This window comes from Comamonas sp. FUJ_7 (assembly GCF_057369555.1).
On record NZ_JBXXZI010000001.1, the window covers coordinates 190,836 to 207,947 of the forward strand.

Below are 17,112 nucleotides of genomic sequence, written 5' to 3' on the forward strand. Positions count from 1 at the left end.
TGAGGCGCCTTTTTCATGTCTGCTGCACGAGGCTTTTTCAAGGCTTGAGATAGACAAAGCCCTCCTTGGCCTGCAATCGCGCCACTTCGGCCACGCCCGAGGGGATGACCGATGTCTCCATCAGCAGGCTGGATGCGTCGAGCTTGCGTGTTTGCAGCGTGTTGTTGCAGACCTTGAACTCCACGCCGCGCCCGGCCAGGGCGCTGACCTGGCCGCTGAACTCGCGCCCCTTGCTGTCCTTGGCATTGCTCAGCAAAAAGTCGATGCCCGGCCCGTGCGTGACCACCACGATCTTGTCGGTGGGCGAGGCATTGAGCTCGTTGGTGATGTTGCTGAGGATGGCGGCTGCGGTCTCTACGCCGGTGTTGACGTGATAGACCACTTTGACGTCTTGAGCGGCGGCGATGGCGGTGAACAAGGCAAAGCTGAGGGCAAGAAGAGGGCGCTTCATGAGGGTCTCCGGTAGTGTCTGTCTGTGGGCATCAGGGAAGATGCCGCTGGTTAAATATTGCCACTTGCTTATATTAGTCAGCGCGCAAACATTCAGAAATAGGGCAAGCGCTTAGAGCTGCGGTCAGTGCACCCGAGTGCTGCTCGTCAACGGAGGCAAAAAGTGATGACAAGACGGTCAAGTCGGTTAAGCCGGTCAAACGGCTCAAGGCGATTGAGCGAGCGGGTGTTGTGGGGGGCAGTGACTATGGCTGCAGCAGGAATTTCAGGCTTTGCATGCCTTGCTGCAGCGCATGAGGCTCAGCCCTTGCAGCCAGCGTCGTCAACAGTGAAAGCGCCCGCGATGGAGCTGCAGAAAGTGGCCGAGAACGTCTATTTTGTGCAAGGCGCATCGGCACTGGGCAGCCCCGCCAACCGCAACTTCATCTCCAACGCAGGCTTTGTGGTCACCGGCGACAGCGTGGTGGTGATCGATGCCCTGGGCTCGCCCGCTCTGGCCGAGGAGTTGGTGCAGAAAATTCGCACCATCACCCCCAAACCCATCAGCCATGTGCTGCTGACGCACTACCACGCCGACCATATCTATGGCCTGCAGGTGTTCGAGGCACTGGGCGCCAAAATCGTGGCCCATGCGCAGGCGCGTGAGTACATCAACTCCGAAACGGCACACCTGCGGCTGCAAGCCTCGCGCAAGGATCTGGCCCCCTGGGTGAATGAGAGCACGCGCATGGTGCCCGCGCAGCAATGGATATCCAATGACAACACGCAGCTGAAAATCGGTGGTGTGGACTTTGTGCTGCAGCACATGGGCCCATCGCATACGCCCGAAGACACGGCCATTTTTCTGCCGCAAAGCGGCGTGCTCTTTATTGGCGATGTGGTGTTTCGAAACCGCATTCCCTTCGTCGGACAGGCGGACAGCCGCCACTGGATCAGTGCGCTGGATGAGCTGCTCAAGCTGCCTGTCAAGGTCATGGTGCCTGGGCATGGGCCGGCATCCGAGCAACCCCGCCAGGACATGCAGCTGACGCGCGACTACCTGCACTTTTTGCGCGAGGCCATGGGTCAGGCCGCCGCCAACCTGGATCCGTTTGAAGAGGCTTATCAGGCGACCGACTGGTCGAAGTTTTCTGGCTATCCGCTGTTCAAGGAAGCCAATCGCATGAATGCCTACAACACGTTCTTGCTGATGGAGCAGGAAAAGCCGTGAGCAAGCTGCGTCCGTTATCACATCCGCTCTTGCTTTCGTCGTCTCAAAGCCGCAGGCGATGGATGCTGCAGGCCTTGCTGGCGGGCGCTGCGCCCGCATGGGCGGCGCAGGGTGCATCGGATCGTTTGCTGCCGACCAGCCAGAGCTTGCCGCGTGATCTGGCGGCAGCGCTGGCAGGCAAGCAGCCGCTGGTGGTGATGGCGACTTTGCGTGGCTGCCCGTTTTGCAAGATTGTGCGAGAGCATCATCTGCTGCCATTGCGCGAGGCTGGGGCGTTTGTGACCCAGATTCATTTCCTCTCGAGTCAGCCCCTGCAAGGCTGGGGTGGAGCGGCGACCACGCATGGTGAGATGGTCAAGCAGCTGCGTATCGAGGTTGCACCTACCGTGCTGTTCTATGGCGCTGGCGGGAAAGAAGTGGCAGAGCGTTTGAGTGGCAGCTCCATTCCTGACTTCTATGGCGCTTATCTGGAGGAGCGCGTGAAGACGGCCCAGGCGGCAGTGCTACGGCGCTGAAGCGGAGCATGGACGGGTTGAACTCGTTGTTCTAATTTGGAATAACGAGGGTTTGCGTGCAAACCTGATTTCAACGTCCTGCTGCATACTTTAAATAACAACATGCTTATATATAAATATAAGGAGGCAATCGCATGAAAACTGCATCTTGGCTGGGTGGGGCGGTAGTGCTGCTGGGGCTGATGGCTCCTGCCCTGGCGCAGGCAGATCAGGCGCTGGCACAGAAAAATGCCTGCCTGGCTTGCCATGCGACGGACAAGAAACTGGTGGGGCCAGCGTTTCAGGACGTGGCCAAGAAATATGCTGCTCAGTCGGATGCCCTGGCCTATCTGGCCAAAAGCATCAAGGCGGGCGGGTCCGGCAAATGGGGGCCTGTGCCCATGCCGGCTCAGGCGGCACTCAGCGACGCTGACGCCAGCGCGCTGGCCGCCTGGATTCTCAAAGGTTCCAAGTGAAATTGGCTTGTAGTGCTTATTGGGTAAGCGCTGCTAGCTATCAAAGAGAGAGCTTATGCAAAGCCAGTTGATGGGCAGGGTGCGCAAGGCACCGGAAAATTTTGTCAAGCCGGATGAGGTGGGCACGGTGTTTGCCGAGGCCAAGGCCGGCCGCCGTGACTTTATTCGCGGCGCTTTTGCGGCCGCAGCTGCAGGCACGGCTGCCTCAGTCGTAAGTGCGCAGGCCCAGCAGACTGTTTCAGGCGATGGGGATCCGAACATCCTGGAGCTGCCCGCGCACAGCAAGGGCCTGGGTCAGCCCGTGGTGACCGATGGCTATGGCAAACCTTCCAAATACGAGGCCAATGTGCAGCGCCGCCAGAGCCCGGGCCTGACGCAGACCAAGCAGGCTTCGGTGTCTTTTGCACCGCTGCAATCGCTGTTTGGCATCGTTACGCCCAGCGGCCTGCACTTCGAGCGCCACCATCAGGGCTGGTGGGATATCGACCCCTCCAAGCACCGGCTGATGATCAATGGACTGGTGAAGAACCCCAAGGTCTTCACCATGGATGAAATCATGCGGCTGCCTTCGGTGTCGCGCTTTCACTTCATCGAGTGCGGTGCCAATACCGGTATGGAGTGGGGCAATGTGGCCGTGCCTACGGTGCAGTACACGCACGGCATGATTTCCTGCAGCGAGTTCACGGGCGTGCCTCTGATCACCTTGCTGGAGATGGCCGGGGCCGATCTCAAGAAGGGCAAGTTCATTCTGGCCGAAGGGGCGGACGGCTCGTCCATGACCCGCACCATTCCCGTGGAACTGATTACCTCCGGCGAAGTGCTGGTGGCCTACGGCCAGAACGGCGAGATGCTGCGGCCCGAGCAGGGCTACCCGCTGCGTCTGGTGGTGCCCGGCGTGCAGGGCGTGAGCTGGGTGAAGTACCTGCGTCGCATCGAGGTGGGGGACATGCCTTACGCCACCAAGGACGAGGCGATCCACTATGTCGACCTGATGCCTGACGGGCAGCATCGCCAGTACACCAGCATTCAGGAATGCAAGAGCGTGGTCACCACGCCCTCTGGCGGTCAGATGCTGCTGGACAAGGGTTTCTACAACATCACGGGGCTGGCCTGGTCGGGGCGCGGCAAGGTCAAGCGCGTGGACGTGAGTGTGGACGGCGGACGCAACTGGCGCACGGCCCGGCTCGAAGGCCCGGTGCTGAGCAAATGCCTGACGCGCTTCAATCTGGACTGGGTCTGGAATGGCGAGGAATGCATCATCCAGAGCCGCGCCATGGACGAGACCGGCTATGTACAGCCCACCTACCAGCAACTGCGCGCGGTGCGCGGGGCGCGCTCCATCTATCACAACAATGCCATCCAGTCGTGGGCGGTGCGGGCCAATGGGGAGGTCGCCAATGTTCAGCTTGCGTAAACCACTGGCCTGGCTGGCGCTGGTCGCCATGGGTGCGGTCGCAGTGTCTGCTGCGGCTCAGAATAAATCTGCTGAAGAGCGCTACCCCGGTGTGGGCCGCAATGCCACCGGCAAAGAGGTGCTGGCCTGGGATATCGACGTGCGTCCGGACTTCAAGGGCCTGCCTGCAGGCTCCGGCTCGGTGCAAAAAGGCATGGATGTGTGGGAGGCCAAATGTGCGTCCTGCCACGGCGTGTTTGCAGAGTCCAATGAGTTCTTCAGCCCGCTGGTGGGTGGCACCACGGCCGATGACATCAAGACCGGCCATGTGGCGCGCCTCAAGGACCCGGCCTTTCCCGGTCGCACCATGATGATGAAGGTGGCCACGGTGTCCACGCTGTGGGACTACATCAACCGTGCCATGCCCTAGAATGCGCCCAAGTCCCTGTCCACCGAAGAGGTGTATGCCGTCACCGCCTATCTGCTCAACCTGGGCGGCGTCATTCCCGAGGACTTCACGCTCAGCGATAAGAACATTGCCGAGGTGCAGCAAAAACTGCCCAACCGCAATGGCATGACGACGCAGCATGCACTGTGGCCCGGCAATGAGTTCAGCAAGAGTGCCAAGCCTGATGTACAGGCCGTGGCCTGCATGAGCAACTGCGGCCCGGCGCCCAAGGTGCGGTCGGCGCTGCCCGAGCACGCCAGCAACAACCACGGCAATCTGGCCCAGCAAAACCGGCTGGTAGGCGCTCAGCATGGCATTGAAACCGATGGCGGGGCGAGCAAGGCAGCCAAGCCCGTGGCCGATAAAAAGTCGGGATCTGCCGCGCCGACTGCGTTGCTGGAGAAAAACGCCTGCATGGCCTGCCACGGCATGGAGCAAAAGCTCATTGGCCCAGCTTTCAGCGAGATTGGCAAAAAGCATGCCGGTCAGGTCGATTACCTGGCGGGCAAGGTCAAGGCCGGAGGCTCGGGTGTCTGGGGCTCGACCCCCATGCCGCCCCAGCCTAACCTCAGTGATGCGGATGCCAAGCTGATTGCCCAGTGGCTGGCCGCGGGAGCCAAGCCCTGAGAGGCACCCAGACCAGTGCCATACAACGAAATACGACGACATACGACTGTGAACCCATGAAAAGGAGACAAAGATGAAACGCAGAGACGCCCTCAAAAACAGTGCAGCCGTACTCGGCATGCTGATGGCCGCAGGCATGCTGCCCCATATGGCCCATGCGTCCTATAACAAGGCAGCTTTTGATGCCAAGACCATGGCCGATGTGCTCAAGGCGCTGGGAGCTTCGGCTCCTGCCGAGAGCAAGGATGTGACCTTGACCGCGCCCGATATTGCCGAAAACGGTGCCGTCGTACCTCTGGGTGCCGCGACCACTTTGCCCAATGTGAAGCAGATGCTGGTGCTGGTGGAGAAGAACCCCAACACGCTGGTGGCATCGTTTGCCGTCAGCGATGCGCTGGAAGCCAACTTCCTGACCCGCGCCAAGCTGGGTCAGTCCTCCGACGTCTATGCGGTGGCCATTACCAATGATGGCAAGGCCTTCTATGCCAAGAAGGAAGTCAAGGTCACCCTGGGTGGCTGCGGCGGTTGATTGAAACAAGTCATCTGAAACAAGGAGAAGAACATGGCTGATCCAATGCGTATTCGTGCCCAAGCTGCGGGCGACAAGACCACCGTGCGCGTGCTGATGTCCCATGAAATGGAGACCGGCCAGCGCAAGGATGCGGAGGGCAAGACCGTGCCTGCCTGGTTTATTCAGGAGGTGACGGCGGCACACAACGGCAAGCAGGTGCTGCAGGCCGAGTGGGGCCCGGCGGTGTCCAAGAATCCGTTTTTGCAGTTCGTGGTCAAGGGTGCCAAGGCCGGTGACAAGATCTCGGTGAGCTGGAAAGACAACAAGGGTGAGACCCGCACGGACGAAGCCACCGTGAGCTGAGCCAAGCAGGTGCAGCGGCAGGCGAGTGCTCAGCCGCTGCTCTGACTTCCCAACCAATGAGAAAAAGTGAGAGGTGCCCCATGAGACATTCCTCCATGAGCGGGGTGGTCGCTGCGGCTTTGGCCTTGTGCGCAGCCATGCCTGCTCAGGCGCAAAAGAGCACGGCTGACGGTATCGCCGAGTACCGTGAAATGCTGCAGGACGGCAATCCCGCAGAGCTGTTCGAGATGAAGGGCGAGGAGCTGTGGAAGCAAAAGAGAGGCCCGAAGCGCGCCTCCATGGAGCAATGTGATCTGGGTAAGGGGCCGGGCGTGGTCAAGGGTGCTTTTGTAGAGTTGCCGCGCTATTTTGCCGATACCGGCAAGGTGCAGGATCTGGAGTCGCGTCTGCTGACCTGCATGGACAAGCTGCAGGGGCTGGACGCCGCCAAGATTGCCGCCACGCCGTTTGGCAAGGACGAGCAAAAGAATATGGAAGGACTGGTGGCCTGGATTTCCTCGCAGTCCAAGGGCATGAAGTTCAACCTGCCGCAAACCCATGCGCAGGAAAAGCAGATGTACGAGGCGGGCAAGCGCCTGTTCTATATGCGCGGCGGCCCGCATGACTTTGCCTGCGCCTCCTGCCACGGTGCAGACGGCAAGCGCATTCGCATGCAGGACTTGCCCAACCTGACCAAAAATCCCGGCGCAGCCGAGGGCTATGGTGCCTGGCCGGCCTATCGCGTCTCCTCGGGCGAGCTGTGGAGCATGCAGCGCCGCCTCAACGACTGCTTCCGCCAGCAGCGCTTTCCTTATCCCGGCTATGCCAGCGACGTGACGGTAGCGCTGAGCATGTTTATGGGTGTCAACGGCAAAGGCGGTGAATCCACTGCACCGGCCATCAAGCGATAAGGGGGCACCGATGAGCAAGCAAAAATACCTGCCCTATGCGGCCGTAGCGGCATCGCTGCTGGTGCTGGGCTGTGCCTCGGTGGATGGCGCAGCCGACATCGACGCCCTGACCGCCAAGATGCTGCAGACCTCGTTCCGCGACCAAGGCATTGCCAAGGTGGACAGGCTGCAGCAGGACGAGTCGAACGCGGCCTGTAGTGCGGCCGATGCTTCGGGCAAGCCGCTTGCGCCTGAGCGTGCGCAGGCCATCGAAGCGGCCAATCTCAAGACTGTGCAGTGGCCCAAGGACGGCAAGCTGGTGGGCAACTGGAAAGAAGGCGAGAAAATTGCCCAGAACGGCCGCGGCATGACCTGGAGTGACAAGGCGGGCAGTGCCAATGGCGGCAACTGCTACAACTGCCACCAGATCAGCAAGGAGGAGATCTCCTTTGGCACGCTGGGGCCCAGCCTCTACAACTACGGCAAGATTCGCGGCATCAAGGACCCGGCCAGCCCTGAGTCCAAGGCCATCGTCGAATACACCTGGGGCAAGATCTGGAATGCCAAGGCCTATAACGCCTGCTCGGGCATGCCACGCTTCGGCCACGCCGGCATTCTGACCGAGGCCCAGACGCGCGATCTGGTGGCGCTGCTGGTCGATCCGAATTCTCCCATCAATCGCTGACGCATACTCTTGAAAGCATAGCTGGCAGCGCTTTACTGGTAAGGGGTTGCCAGCTTTTTGACACTATGAGCCTTTCCAAACGCGAATTTTTGCAGGTGCTGGCCGCGGCCAGCGTGACGGGCATGGGCTTGCAGCGCTATGCCTATGCGGACCAGAAGCAGGCCGACAAGGCCTTGTACGAGGTGGCTCCGTTCGGCAATGTGTCTTTGCTGCACATGACCGACTGCCACGCCCAGCTCAACCCCATTTACTTCCGCGAGCCCAGCGTGAACCTGGGCATAGGCGCGATGAAAAACCAGCGCCCGCATCTGGTGGGCGAGCATTTGCTGAAGTCCGTGGGCCTCAAGCCCGGCACGGCTTCGGCCCATGCTTTCAGCTATCTGGACTTTGAAGCCGCTGCCAAGCGCTATGGCAAAGTGGGCGGCTTTGCGCATCTGTCTACGCTGGTGCAGCGCATGCGGGCCTCGCGCCCCGGCGCCTTGCTGCTTGACGGTGGCGATACCTGGCAAGGCTCGGCCACTTCGCTGTGGACCAATGCTCAGGACATGGTGGACGCTTGCAAGCTGCTGGGCGTGGATGTGATGACCGGCCACTGGGAGTTCACCTACGGCATGGAGCGCGTGCAGGAGATCATCGAGAAAGACTTCGGCAGCAAGCTCGACTTTGTGGCGCAGAACGTCAAGACGGCAGACTTTGGCGACCCAGTCTTCAAGCCCTATGTGATCCGCGAGATCAACGGCGTGCAAGTGGCCATCATCGGTCAGGCCTTTCCGTACACGCCCATTGCCAACCCGCGCTACATGGTGGCGGACTGGAGCTTCGGCATCCAGGACGAAAACATGCAGAAGATGGTCGACGAGGCGCGCGGCAAGGGTGCCAAGGTGGTGGTGGTGCTCTCACACAACGGCATGGACGTGGATCTGAAGATGGCCAGCCGCGTGCGCGGCATTGACGCCATTCTGGGCGGCCACACCCATGACGGCATGCCGGTGCCGACCATTGTGCAGAACGCGGGCGGCAAGACCATCGTCACCAACGCGGGCTCCAACGGCAAGTTCCTGGGCGTGCTGGACTTTGACGTCAAGGACGGCAAGGTGCGTGACTTCCAATACCGCTTGCTGCCCGTGTTTGCCAACATCCTGCCCGCCGATGCCCAGATGCAGTCGCTGATCACCAAGATTCGTGCGCCCTACGAAGGCAGGCTCAATGAGGTGCTGGCTCGCACCGACGGGACGCTGTACCGCCGGGGCAACTTCAACGGCACGGGCGACCAGTTGCTGCTGGACGCCATGATGGCGGTGCAGGATGCACCCATTGCCTTCTCGCCGGGCTTTCGCTGGGGCACGTCGCTGCTGGCCGGGCAGGACATCACGCGTGAATGGCTGATGGACATGACGGCCACCACCTATTCCTACGCCACGGTGACCGAGATGACGGGCGCGACCATCAAGACCGTGCTCGAAGACGTGGCCGACAACCTGTTCAACCCCGACCCCTACTACCAGCAGGGCGGCGACATGGTGCGCGTGGGCGGCTTGCAATACCAGTGCGATCCGGCTGCCGGCGCGGGCCAGCGCATCAGCGATATGCGCCTGGGCGGGCAGTTGCTGGAGGCGGACAAGAAGTACAAGGTGGCCGGCTGGGCTCCGGTGGCTGAAGACGCCAAGAGCGCAGGCCACAAGCAGATCTGGGAAGTGGTCGAGCCCTGGCTCAAGGCGCAAAAGACGCTGGGGCCGCGCCAGCTCAATGAGCCCAGGCTCATCAACATCGGCAGCAATCAAGGCATCGCCAAAACCTGAAAAAGCCAGCAAAGAGGATTGATTAAGAAATCATTACTGCCCGTGCTGGGGTATGTGCCATTGCCTTGAGCACATACCCCGGCGTCCAATTCCCGCATGAGTCTTGCCGAGTTTGAATCGCTGACGGCCACCGTTTTGGTGGCCATTTTGTTGCTGGCTGCCGTGCTGGGCTTTGTGATGCGCGAGACGCGTTTTTGCACCGTGGGTGCGATCAGCGACGTGGTGTATTTGCAGGACTGGGGGCGTGCGCGCCAGTGGGGCATGGCCATTGCGGTGGCCATGCTGGGCTTTACGGTGCTGGCGCTGTGGGGGCAGGTGGATGTGGCGGATTCGCTGTACGCCAGTCGCCGTTTGCTATGGCTGTCTGCGCTGGTGGGCGGCGTGCTGTTTGGCGCAGGCATGGTGCTGGCATCGGGCTGCGGTGCCCGCAATCTGACGCGGCTGGGCAGCGGCAGCCTCAAAGCGCTGGTCGTGCTGCTGGTCATGGGTGTGGCGGCTTTTGCCACGCTCAAAGGCATTACCGCTGTGGCTCGGGTGCGCTGGCTGGACAGCGTGCACCTTGAATTGAACACGCTGGCCTTGCTGCCGGAATGGCTGGCAGCGCATGTCTCCTGGTCTGTGGTCATGCTGCGCGGCGTAACGGGCTTTGGGCTGGGGGCGCTTTTGCTGATGTGGGCTGTGGATCTGCGCCCTGGTGCCATGCGCAGTCCCGCTTCGTTGATAGGGGGGCTGCTGGTGGGCCTGTGCATTACGGCGGCCTGGTGGCTCAGCGGTCATTTCGCGCTGGTGCCGGAGCATCCTGAGACGCTGGAGCAGGTCTATGCCGCCACCTATAGCGGGCGCATCGAGGCCTTCAGCTTTGTCACGCCGGTGGCGCACACGCTGGACTGGCTGATGTTTTTCAGCGACCGCAACAAGCTGCTGACCTGGGGCATTGCCTCGGTGGTGGGCGTGGTACTGGGCAGCTGGGTGCATGCCTTGTGGCGCAAAGATTTTCAGTGGCAGGGCTTTGCCGACCAGCAGGATCTGGCGCGCCATCTGCTGGGCGGCCTGCTCATGGGCATTGGCGGCGTGACGGCCATGGGCTGCACCGTGGGACAGGGCATCAGCGCGATTTCCATGCTCAGCTTGGGCAGCTTTATCTCCCTGCCCGGCATTGTGCTGGGGGCGGTGCTGATGCTGCACTATCTGGCAAGGAATGCCTGAGGTGCCTGAGCGACCTGGGCTTGGGTTAATTTGATAGCTGCTTGCGCAAGCCAATCAAGCAACTTGACATCAAAACAGTCTGAAAACGAAAAAAGGAGCGCGGTAGGCGCTCCTTTTTTATAGGAGGAAGCGTTTTTAGAGCTTGCGCAAACGAGAGGCTGCCTCGACCAGGGTTTCATCCTTTTTGGCAAAGCAAAAGCGAACGACGCGCTGGTCAAACCCGTCGCCATAGAAGGCAGACAGAGGAATGGCGGCCACGCCATGCTCCTTGACCAGCCACTGGCAGAACTGGGCTTCGTTGAGATCGGAGACCGAGGAAATGTCGGCGCAGAGGAAGTAGGTGCCCGCGGTGGGCAGCAGCTTCAGACGCGAGCCCTGCAGACCCTTCACAAACAGATCGCGCTTGGCCTGATAGAAGGCAGAGAGGTTCATGTAAGGCGCCGGGTCCTGCATGTATTGCGCAAGACCGGCCTGCATGGGCGTGTTCACGGTGAAGACGTTGAACTGGTGCACCTTGCGAAACTCCGCCATCAGCGCGGCGGGGGCGGCCACGGTGCCCACCTTCCAGCCGGTGACGTGAAAGGTCTTGCCAAAGCTGGAGACGATGAAGGCGCGCTCGGCCAGGCCCGGGTAGCGGGCGCTGCTCAGGTGCTGGGCGCCGTCGTAGACCATGTGCTCATACACCTCGTCGCTGATCAGCAGCACATTGGTGGGGGCGAGCAGGGCTTCGAGCTGGCGCATTTCCGCATCGGTCCAGATGGTGGCGCTGGGGTTGTGCGGGCTGTTGATGATCAAGAGGCGCGTGCGCGGCGTGATGGCGGCAGCGATCTTTGCAAAGTCGGGGCGGAAGCTACCGGGTGTCAAAGGCACGCGCACGGGCGTGCCGCCTGCCATTTCGATATTGGGCACATAGCTGTCGTAGCAGGGGTCGAGCACGATGACTTCATCGCCCGCATGCACGGTGGCCAGGATGATGGTGAGAATGGCCTGCGTGGCACCTGCCGTGATGGTGATTTCGCTCGCTGCGTCATAGCGGTGAGCGTGAAGTGCTTCTATTTTGGAAGCAACTGCTTCGCGCAAGGCGGGCCAGCCCGTCATGGGCGGGTACTGGTTGTGGCCGGCGCGCATGGCGTCGCCCACGGCATCGAGCAGCTTGGGGTCGCAGCCAAAGTCGGGAAAGCCCTGGCCCAGGTTGACGGCCTTGTGTTCGGCCGCCAGTGCCGACATAACGGTGAAGATGGTGGTGCCCACATTGGGCAGCTTGCTGGTGAAAGTGGGAGTCACGATAGTCTTGCAATGCACGCCTTGCGCATGCCATCGCAAGGCTGAAATTCAGAAGGCTTACAGTCCGAAGTCGTCCACGCTGCCATTCATGGCGCGCATGATCAGGTCGCGCGAGAGGCGGTCGCTGAGCAGCTCGGCAAACTTGTAGACGAAGTTGCGCAAGTATGCGCCGCGTTTGATGGCCACGCGTGCCACGCTGGAGCCAAACAAATGGCCGACGGGACGCACCACCAGGTCATTGACGGGGTCGTCGCGCATGGCCATCTCGGCCACGATGCCAATGCCCAGGCCCAGGCGCACATAGGTCTTGATCACGTCGGCATCAATGGCCTCCAGCACGATATGCGGGTGCAGGCGGCGCATGGCAAAGGCATGGTCAATTTTGCCGCGACCGGTAAAGGAGGGGTGATAGGTGATCAGCGCTTCCTGAGCGATATCTTCGAGCGTGATGCGCTCTTTTTGCGCCAGCGGATGGCCTGTGGGGATGACCAGCACGTGCTGCCATTCGTAGCAGGGCAGGGTCACCAGATCGGGGTAGTCGGCCAGCGATTCCGTCGCCATGCCGATTTCGGCCACTTCGTCGATGACCATGCGGGCCACTTCGGCGGGCGTGGCCTGGTGCAGGCTGATGGTGACCTTGGGATACATCTCGCGCAGGCGGGCCACGGCAGGCGGCAGCACATAGCGGGCCTGGGTGTGGGTGGTGGCAATGCTGAGTGTGCCGCTGTCCTGCGCGCTGTATTGCTCGCCAATGCGCTTGAGGTTGCCCACCTCGCGCATGATCAGCTCAATGCTTTTGAGCACTTCCAGGCCGGGCTCGGTAATGCGCTTAAGGCGCTTGCCGTGGCGGGCGAAGATGTCAATGCCCAGCTCTTCCTCCAGCTCAATAATGGCCTTGGAGACACCTGGCTGCGAGGTGTGCAAGGCCTTGGCTGCTTCAGTGAGGTTGAGATTGCGGCGTGCGGCTTCCTGAACGAAGCGAAATTGATGCAGGTTCATGACGACATGGACTAAGAACTTGCGTCATTATGCTTCAAATATCTAAAGAAGCTATTTTTTATCTGAAATCTGCATGTTTGTAGTCGGCAAGGCCGTGCGTGCTATTTCTCTGCAGCCTCAATGGCCAGTTGAGCCAGAAGAGCAGTGACGCGTGGGTTTTCGCCAGCCGCAGCCTGCAGATCGAAGTTGCAGGTGGGGTATTGAGCCTGCAGCTCGGCCAAGAGGCGCGGAATGTCCTCGCGTGCGTGTTTGCCGGTGCCGAGAAACAAAGGCAGCACCGTCAGGTGCGTGGCGCCCTGCGTGATCAGGGTTTGGGTCGCGGTGGGTAAGTCGGGGGCGCAGGCGTCCAGATAGGCGCAGAGGCAGGGAAGGCTGGGTTGCTGCGCCAAAATGGCCTGCTGTACTGCTTCTATGGGCTGGCGCCAGAGCGGGTCTCTGGAACCGTGGGCCAGCAAGATCATGCCAGCCCGACGGGATACCAAGCTTTGTCCTGTGCTCATGATGTTTAGCGCCTGAGTACCAGCCAGCCAAATGCCGACAGCGATAGTGCTGTGTAGAGCAGGCCCGGCGCTGCGGCGGCCAGCCAGGGCCACCAAGACTGCAGCGTGCCGATATAGCCGAATACGTTGTTGAGCAGGAAGAAGCTGATGCCGGCCATCACCCCGCCAAAGACATAGGCCGTGATGCCGCCAGAGCGGAAGTGCAAATAGGCAAAGGGCAGGGCCAGAACCACCATCACCAGGCAGCTGAGCGGGTAGAAGACTTTGCGCCAGAACTCGATCTCGTATTTTTGCGCTGCCTGACCGTTGTCCTGCAAATGCTGGATGAACTGGAACAGGGCGATGGTGGTCATACGGTCGGGCTTGAGCAAAGCGCCGGAGACCATGGCAGCGGTGACCTTGGTGGGCCAGTTCATGGACTCTTCGTTCAGCCGGCTGAGCTTGGTGATGTCGCCTTCCTGGGCGACTTTGGTGGCCTGCACGTTTTGAAGTGTCCACTGCTCGTTGTCTTCGTCGACCTGGGCTGTCTGGGCGTGAATCTGTGAGGCAATGCGACCATTGGCATCAAACTCGAAGATACGCACATTGACAAAATCACCGGGAGACTTGATGGCGCCGACATTGATGGCAATGGAGTGGTCGCCTTGCTTTTCCTTGAGCCAGGCGCCGGTGGCGCCGCGCGAAATCTGCCCTTTGGTGACCACACGCAGATTCTGGCTGAGGTTGTCTGCAGCCGGGGCGATATAGTCGCCCACCACGACGGTGAGAACCACGAAGCTCATGCCCAGAACGAGCAGCGTGCGCAGTGCCAGCCAAGGCCCCATGCCACTGGTGCGCATGATGGTGAATTCAGAGCTCTGGGCAAATTTGGCCATTACGAAGATGGCACCGATCAGCACGGCAATCGGCATCAGCTCATAAAGGTGACCGGGAATGGACAGTGCGACAAAGAGCAGGGCGCGCGTGGCGGTATAGCCCGCATTGCCGCTGCCCACCCAGCGCATTTCATCAACCAGGTCAAAGAAGAAGAACAGGGCCAAAAAGGCCAGCGAGACATAGAGAACCGCCTGTATGACCTCTCGGTAGATCAGGTTGCGAAGGACTTTCATTGAGCGGCCTCCGTGCGGCGGGATGGCTTGCCCAGCAGGTCACGTGGCGACCAGCGGAAATGCCGTGCCAGCAGTACCAGAACACTGGCGAGCAGAATGCTGCCGTGCAGCAGTCCCAGAATGCCCCACATGCCAATCTTGTCAGCCTTGACCCAGCTCTCCCCCAAAGTCATGAGGTTGTAGTAAACGATAAATGATAACAAGGCAATCATCAGGCTGGTGCTGTTGCCCGCACGTGGGTTCACGCTGGAGATGGCCAAGCCCAGAATGACGAAGTTGAGGGCCGCGAAAGGCAGGCCTAGACGCCACGCGAGAACAGAGCGTGCAATCGGCTCATCTTTGCCAATCAAGTCTTTGGTGGGCATGCTGCGGGCCGCCATCTCTTCAATGGCTGCCGGGCTATCGTTGTCAACCTGTACACCGTACTCTTCGAATTCGGTGATGCGAACGGAGCCGTCATCGGCGCGCGTTTCCATGCGTTGACCGTCTTCAAGAATCACCATGCGCTGCCCTTTGACGACTTCCAGGCGGGCGCCCTTTGCGGAAGTCACGGATTCTTTGCCCGGATCTCTTGAGACGACAAAGACATTGCTTGCAGCCAGATCCGAGGGGGAGTCCTTGTCCACAAAGAAGACGCGTGTACCGCCGGCAGACTCTTGGAACTCGCCGGGTGCAATACGATCCAAGTCGCTGCGCTGCTGAAACTGGGTTTTGATTTGTTCAATTTGCTGATAAGACCAGGGCAGCACGCCAAGTGCCAAAACTGCGGTGATGAGAATCACGGGCCACGCAAAGCGCAGCAAGGGCTTGAGCAAACTGGCCAAGCCTTGACCGGCTGCAAACCAGATGACCATCTCGCTGTCTCTGTACATACGGGACAGCGAGCCGACAATGGCAACGAACAGGCTCAGGCCGAGTATGGTGGGCAACTGTCCGAGCACGGTGAAGCCCATGACCAGCATCACGTCTGAAGGGCTGACACTGCCCTTGTAAGCTTGGCCCAGGGTGCGGATTAGCATCATGGTCATCACCACAGTGATCAAGACCACGGCGGTTGCACCAAAGCTGCGGGCCAGCTCTTTGCGTATGGATGAATCGAATAACATTGGCTAAAAGGAAAACACCGATTATGAACTTTGAACTGAAGGCTCTGAGTGCTGCCGCAGCAGCACGCGAAAAATGTGATTTGTTGCTGGTACTGGTTTCCGAGCAGGCAGCATCGGGCACATTTGGCAGCGACGCCATCGGAGCCATGGTGGCCCACGCGGTGAAACAGGGTGATTTTGCCTTGTCTTGTGGCAAGCAATTGCCTTTGTATCAGGTGCCGGCCATTGCCGCACGCCGCGTAGTGCTGCTGGGTGTGGGAGCTGGCTCCCCTAAGGATGTACGCAATGCGCTGATGGGTTGCAGCGCGGTGCTCAAGGCAGAGGGTATCGCCAAAGCGGTGTTGAGCTTTGGCTTCAGTGCGGGTACACAGGCTGTGGCTGCCGCCGTGCAAGCGGTGGCTGATGCCACTTATGTCTATACCCATACCAAGACTCAGACCAAGCCGCTTGCTCTGAATAAAGTTGTTTTGGGCGTGAGTTCCAAGACTGCGGCTGTCGCTGACGCATTCAATATTGCCGTCGCTCAGCAGGAGGGTGTGCTCATGGCGCGTGAGTGGGCCAATCGCCCCGCCAACCATGCAACTCCAAGCTTGCTGGCGAATGCCGCCAAGAGCATCGCAAAGGCTGCGCGCATGAGCTGCAAGATTCATGGCCCTGCTGAGGTGGCCAAGCTGGGCATGGGCGCTTTCATGGCTGTAGCCCAGGGCTCACGCGAGCCTTTGCGCTTTATCGAGCTGCACTACAACGGCGCAGCTAAGAGCGTGGCTCCTATCGTGCTGGTGGGCAAGGGTATTACGTTTGATACGGGTGGTATTTCGCTCAAACCTGCGGCCGAGATGGATGAGATGAAGTACGACATGGGGGGCGCTGCCAGTGTGCTTGGCGTATTCCAGGCCTTGGCCAAGCTGCAGCCTGCCATCAACGTCGTGGGCTTGATTCCTGCTTGTGAAAACATGCCCGATGGCTCAGCCGTCAAGCCTGGCGATGTGGTGACCAGCATGAGTGGTCAGACAATTGAAATTCTGAATACGGATGCCGAAGGTCGTCTGGTTTTGTGTGATGCCCTGTATTACGCGGCGCGCTTCAAGCCGTCTGCATTGGTGGATATGGCAACGCTGACCGGAGCTTGCGTGGTTGCCCTGGGTGGGCTGCGAAGTGGCTTGTTCTCGACAGATGATGAGTTGGCTATCGCCTTGCAGAATGCAGGTGATGCAGCGCTTGATCCTTGCTGGCGCATGCCTTTGGATGATGAATACGCCGATGGCCTCAAGAGCAATTTTGCAGATATGGGCAATGTGGCCGGTCGCGCTGCAGGAGCGGTGACGGCCGCCAAGTTCTTGCAGAAGTTTGTGGGGGATACGCCTTGGGCGCATCTCGACATAGCTGGAACGGCTTGGAAGAGTGGTGCGGCCAAGGGGGCTACTGGCCGTCCAGTGGGCTTGTTGCTGCAATATTTGCTCGCCCAAGAGAGCAAGAAGCTTGAGACGGCTGATGTGAGCAAGGTTGCAACGCAACGTAAACGTACGGTTAAACCTGCCGCATCGCGACGTACGGGTGGGGCGACTAAGGCTTAAAAGGAAGTC

At 60.2% G+C, this 17,112-nt stretch carries 17 protein-coding genes and 1 pseudogene; 12 read left to right on the forward strand and 6 right to left on the reverse strand.

Translation table 11 applies throughout. The features are described from left to right. Positions 1–37: 37 nt before the first annotated feature. Positions 38–451 carry a DsrE family protein gene (locus AC2I9W_RS00920; protein ID WP_158391087.1) on the reverse strand — a complete coding sequence of 138 codons (414 nt, stop codon included), beginning with the start codon at positions 449–451 and terminating at the stop codon, positions 38–40. 246 nt (positions 452–697) lie between these two features. Between AC2I9W_RS00920 and AC2I9W_RS00925 the strand changes: the two genes are divergently transcribed. From AC2I9W_RS00925 to AC2I9W_RS00975, 11 genes and pseudogenes are all read left to right on the forward strand, one after another. After that, the gene (locus AC2I9W_RS00925) at positions 698–1,660 is read left to right on the forward strand and encodes an MBL fold metallo-hydrolase (RefSeq protein WP_486408209.1); all 963 of its coding nucleotides are present in this window, start codon (positions 698–700) and stop codon (positions 1,658–1,660) included. Then, a complete protein-coding gene (locus AC2I9W_RS00930; protein WP_486408210.1) occupies positions 1,657–2,175 on the forward strand; it encodes a thioredoxin domain-containing protein in 519 nt (172 codons plus the stop codon). Before AC2I9W_RS00925 ends, AC2I9W_RS00930 begins: the two co-directional genes overlap by 4 nt. Before the next feature lie 134 nt (positions 2,176–2,309). Continuing rightward, entirely contained in the window at positions 2,310–2,630 is a 321-nt protein-coding gene (locus AC2I9W_RS00935; protein WP_486408211.1) for a c-type cytochrome, read from the forward strand. A 55-nt stretch (positions 2,631–2,685) separates the two neighbouring features. Further along, positions 2,686–4,044, forward strand: a complete 1,359-nt coding sequence (soxC, locus tag AC2I9W_RS00940) for a sulfite dehydrogenase (protein WP_486408212.1) — start codon at positions 2,686–2,688, stop codon at positions 4,042–4,044. Then, positions 4,028–5,098: pseudogene (locus tag AC2I9W_RS00945) on the forward strand (c-type cytochrome). Before soxC ends, AC2I9W_RS00945 begins: the two are co-directional and overlap by 17 nt. Before the next feature lie 73 nt (positions 5,099–5,171). Beyond that, positions 5,172–5,627: a thiosulfate oxidation carrier protein SoxY gene (gene soxY, locus AC2I9W_RS00950; RefSeq protein WP_486408213.1), complete on the forward strand. Its 456-nt coding sequence runs from the start codon at positions 5,172–5,174 to the stop codon at positions 5,625–5,627. A 33-nt stretch (positions 5,628–5,660) separates the two neighbouring features. Further along, positions 5,661–5,972, forward strand: a complete 312-nt coding sequence (gene soxZ / locus AC2I9W_RS00955) for a thiosulfate oxidation carrier complex protein SoxZ (protein ID WP_003053938.1) — start codon at positions 5,661–5,663, stop codon at positions 5,970–5,972. 80 nt (positions 5,973–6,052) lie between these two features. Further along, the gene (soxA, locus tag AC2I9W_RS00960; protein WP_486408214.1) at positions 6,053–6,862 is read left to right on the forward strand and encodes a sulfur oxidation c-type cytochrome SoxA; all 810 of its coding nucleotides are present in this window, start codon (positions 6,053–6,055) and stop codon (positions 6,860–6,862) included. A gap of 10 nt (positions 6,863–6,872) precedes the next feature. Then, on the forward strand, positions 6,873–7,526 hold the full coding sequence (gene soxX, locus AC2I9W_RS00965) for a sulfur oxidation c-type cytochrome SoxX (RefSeq protein ID WP_486408215.1): 654 nt from the start codon (positions 6,873–6,875) through the stop codon (positions 7,524–7,526). A 65-nt stretch (positions 7,527–7,591) separates the two neighbouring features. Beyond that, on the forward strand, positions 7,592–9,325 hold the full coding sequence (gene soxB / locus AC2I9W_RS00970; protein WP_486408216.1) for a thiosulfohydrolase SoxB: 1,734 nt from the start codon (positions 7,592–7,594) through the stop codon (positions 9,323–9,325). A 96-nt stretch (positions 9,326–9,421) separates the two neighbouring features. Further along, positions 9,422–10,531 carry a YeeE/YedE family protein gene (locus AC2I9W_RS00975; RefSeq protein ID WP_486408217.1) on the forward strand — a complete coding sequence of 370 codons (1,110 nt, stop codon included), beginning with the start codon at positions 9,422–9,424 and terminating at the stop codon, positions 10,529–10,531. Positions 10,532–10,666: 135 nt separating this feature from the next. On the opposite strand, the gene AC2I9W_RS00980 is transcribed toward AC2I9W_RS00975, so the two are convergent. The 5 genes from AC2I9W_RS00980 to lptF form a co-directional block, all read right to left on the reverse strand. Then, positions 10,667–11,833 (reverse strand): pyridoxal phosphate-dependent aminotransferase, encoded by a 1,167-nt coding sequence (locus AC2I9W_RS00980; protein WP_486408218.1) that lies wholly within the window; start codon positions 11,831–11,833, stop codon positions 10,667–10,669. A 39-nt stretch (positions 11,834–11,872) separates the two neighbouring features. Further along, a complete protein-coding gene (locus tag AC2I9W_RS00985) occupies positions 11,873–12,814 on the reverse strand; it encodes a CysB family HTH-type transcriptional regulator (RefSeq protein WP_486408219.1) in 942 nt (313 codons plus the stop codon). Positions 12,815–12,915: 101 nt separating this feature from the next. After that, the gene (locus tag AC2I9W_RS00990; protein WP_486408220.1) at positions 12,916–13,314 is read right to left on the reverse strand and encodes a sirohydrochlorin chelatase; all 399 of its coding nucleotides are present in this window, start codon (positions 13,312–13,314) and stop codon (positions 12,916–12,918) included. Between the two features lie 5 nt (positions 13,315–13,319). Beyond that, on the reverse strand, positions 13,320–14,423 hold the full coding sequence (gene lptG / locus AC2I9W_RS00995) for an LPS export ABC transporter permease LptG (RefSeq protein ID WP_486408221.1): 1,104 nt from the start codon (positions 14,421–14,423) through the stop codon (positions 13,320–13,322). Next, the gene (gene lptF, locus AC2I9W_RS01000; protein WP_486408222.1) at positions 14,420–15,529 is read right to left on the reverse strand and encodes an LPS export ABC transporter permease LptF; all 1,110 of its coding nucleotides are present in this window, start codon (positions 15,527–15,529) and stop codon (positions 14,420–14,422) included. The genes lptG and lptF overlap by 4 nt, the downstream gene beginning before the upstream one ends. A 23-nt stretch (positions 15,530–15,552) precedes the next feature. Here lptF and AC2I9W_RS01005 point away from each other — a divergent pair, with 23 nt between their 5' ends. Further along, on the forward strand, positions 15,553–17,103 hold the full coding sequence (locus tag AC2I9W_RS01005; protein WP_486408223.1) for a leucyl aminopeptidase: 1,551 nt from the start codon (positions 15,553–15,555) through the stop codon (positions 17,101–17,103). Positions 17,104–17,112 lie beyond the last annotated feature (9 nt).

Coding starts and splice junctions, on each gene's coding strand:
- AC2I9W_RS00985 (WP_486408219.1), bottom strand. CDS start 12,814: ATGAACCTGCATCAATTTCGCTTCGTTCAGGAAGCCGCACGCCGCAAT.
- soxA (WP_486408214.1), top strand. CDS start 6,053: ATGAGACATTCCTCCATGAGCGGGGTGGTCGCTGCGGCTTTGGCCTTG.
- soxY (WP_486408213.1), top strand. CDS start 5,172: ATGAAACGCAGAGACGCCCTCAAAAACAGTGCAGCCGTACTCGGCATG.
- lptG (WP_486408221.1), bottom strand. CDS start 14,423: ATGAAAGTCCTTCGCAACCTGATCTACCGAGAGGTCATACAGGCGGTT.
- AC2I9W_RS00920 (WP_158391087.1), bottom strand. CDS start 451: ATGAAGCGCCCTCTTCTTGCCCTCAGCTTTGCCTTGTTCACCGCCATC.
- soxB (WP_486408216.1), top strand. CDS start 7,592: ATGAGCCTTTCCAAACGCGAATTTTTGCAGGTGCTGGCCGCGGCCAGC.
- soxC (WP_486408212.1), top strand. CDS start 2,686: ATGCAAAGCCAGTTGATGGGCAGGGTGCGCAAGGCACCGGAAAATTTT.
- soxX (WP_486408215.1), top strand. CDS start 6,873: ATGAGCAAGCAAAAATACCTGCCCTATGCGGCCGTAGCGGCATCGCTG.
- lptF (WP_486408222.1), bottom strand. CDS start 15,529: ATGTTATTCGATTCATCCATACGCAAAGAGCTGGCCCGCAGCTTTGGT.
- AC2I9W_RS00990 (WP_486408220.1), bottom strand. CDS start 13,314: ATGAGCACAGGACAAAGCTTGGTATCCCGTCGGGCTGGCATGATCTTG.
- AC2I9W_RS01005 (WP_486408223.1), top strand. CDS start 15,553: ATGAACTTTGAACTGAAGGCTCTGAGTGCTGCCGCAGCAGCACGCGAA.
- soxZ (WP_003053938.1), top strand. CDS start 5,661: ATGGCTGATCCAATGCGTATTCGTGCCCAAGCTGCGGGCGACAAGACC.
- AC2I9W_RS00975 (WP_486408217.1), top strand. CDS start 9,422: ATGAGTCTTGCCGAGTTTGAATCGCTGACGGCCACCGTTTTGGTGGCC.
- AC2I9W_RS00925 (WP_486408209.1), top strand. CDS start 698: ATGGCTGCAGCAGGAATTTCAGGCTTTGCATGCCTTGCTGCAGCGCAT.
- AC2I9W_RS00935 (WP_486408211.1), top strand. CDS start 2,310: ATGAAAACTGCATCTTGGCTGGGTGGGGCGGTAGTGCTGCTGGGGCTG.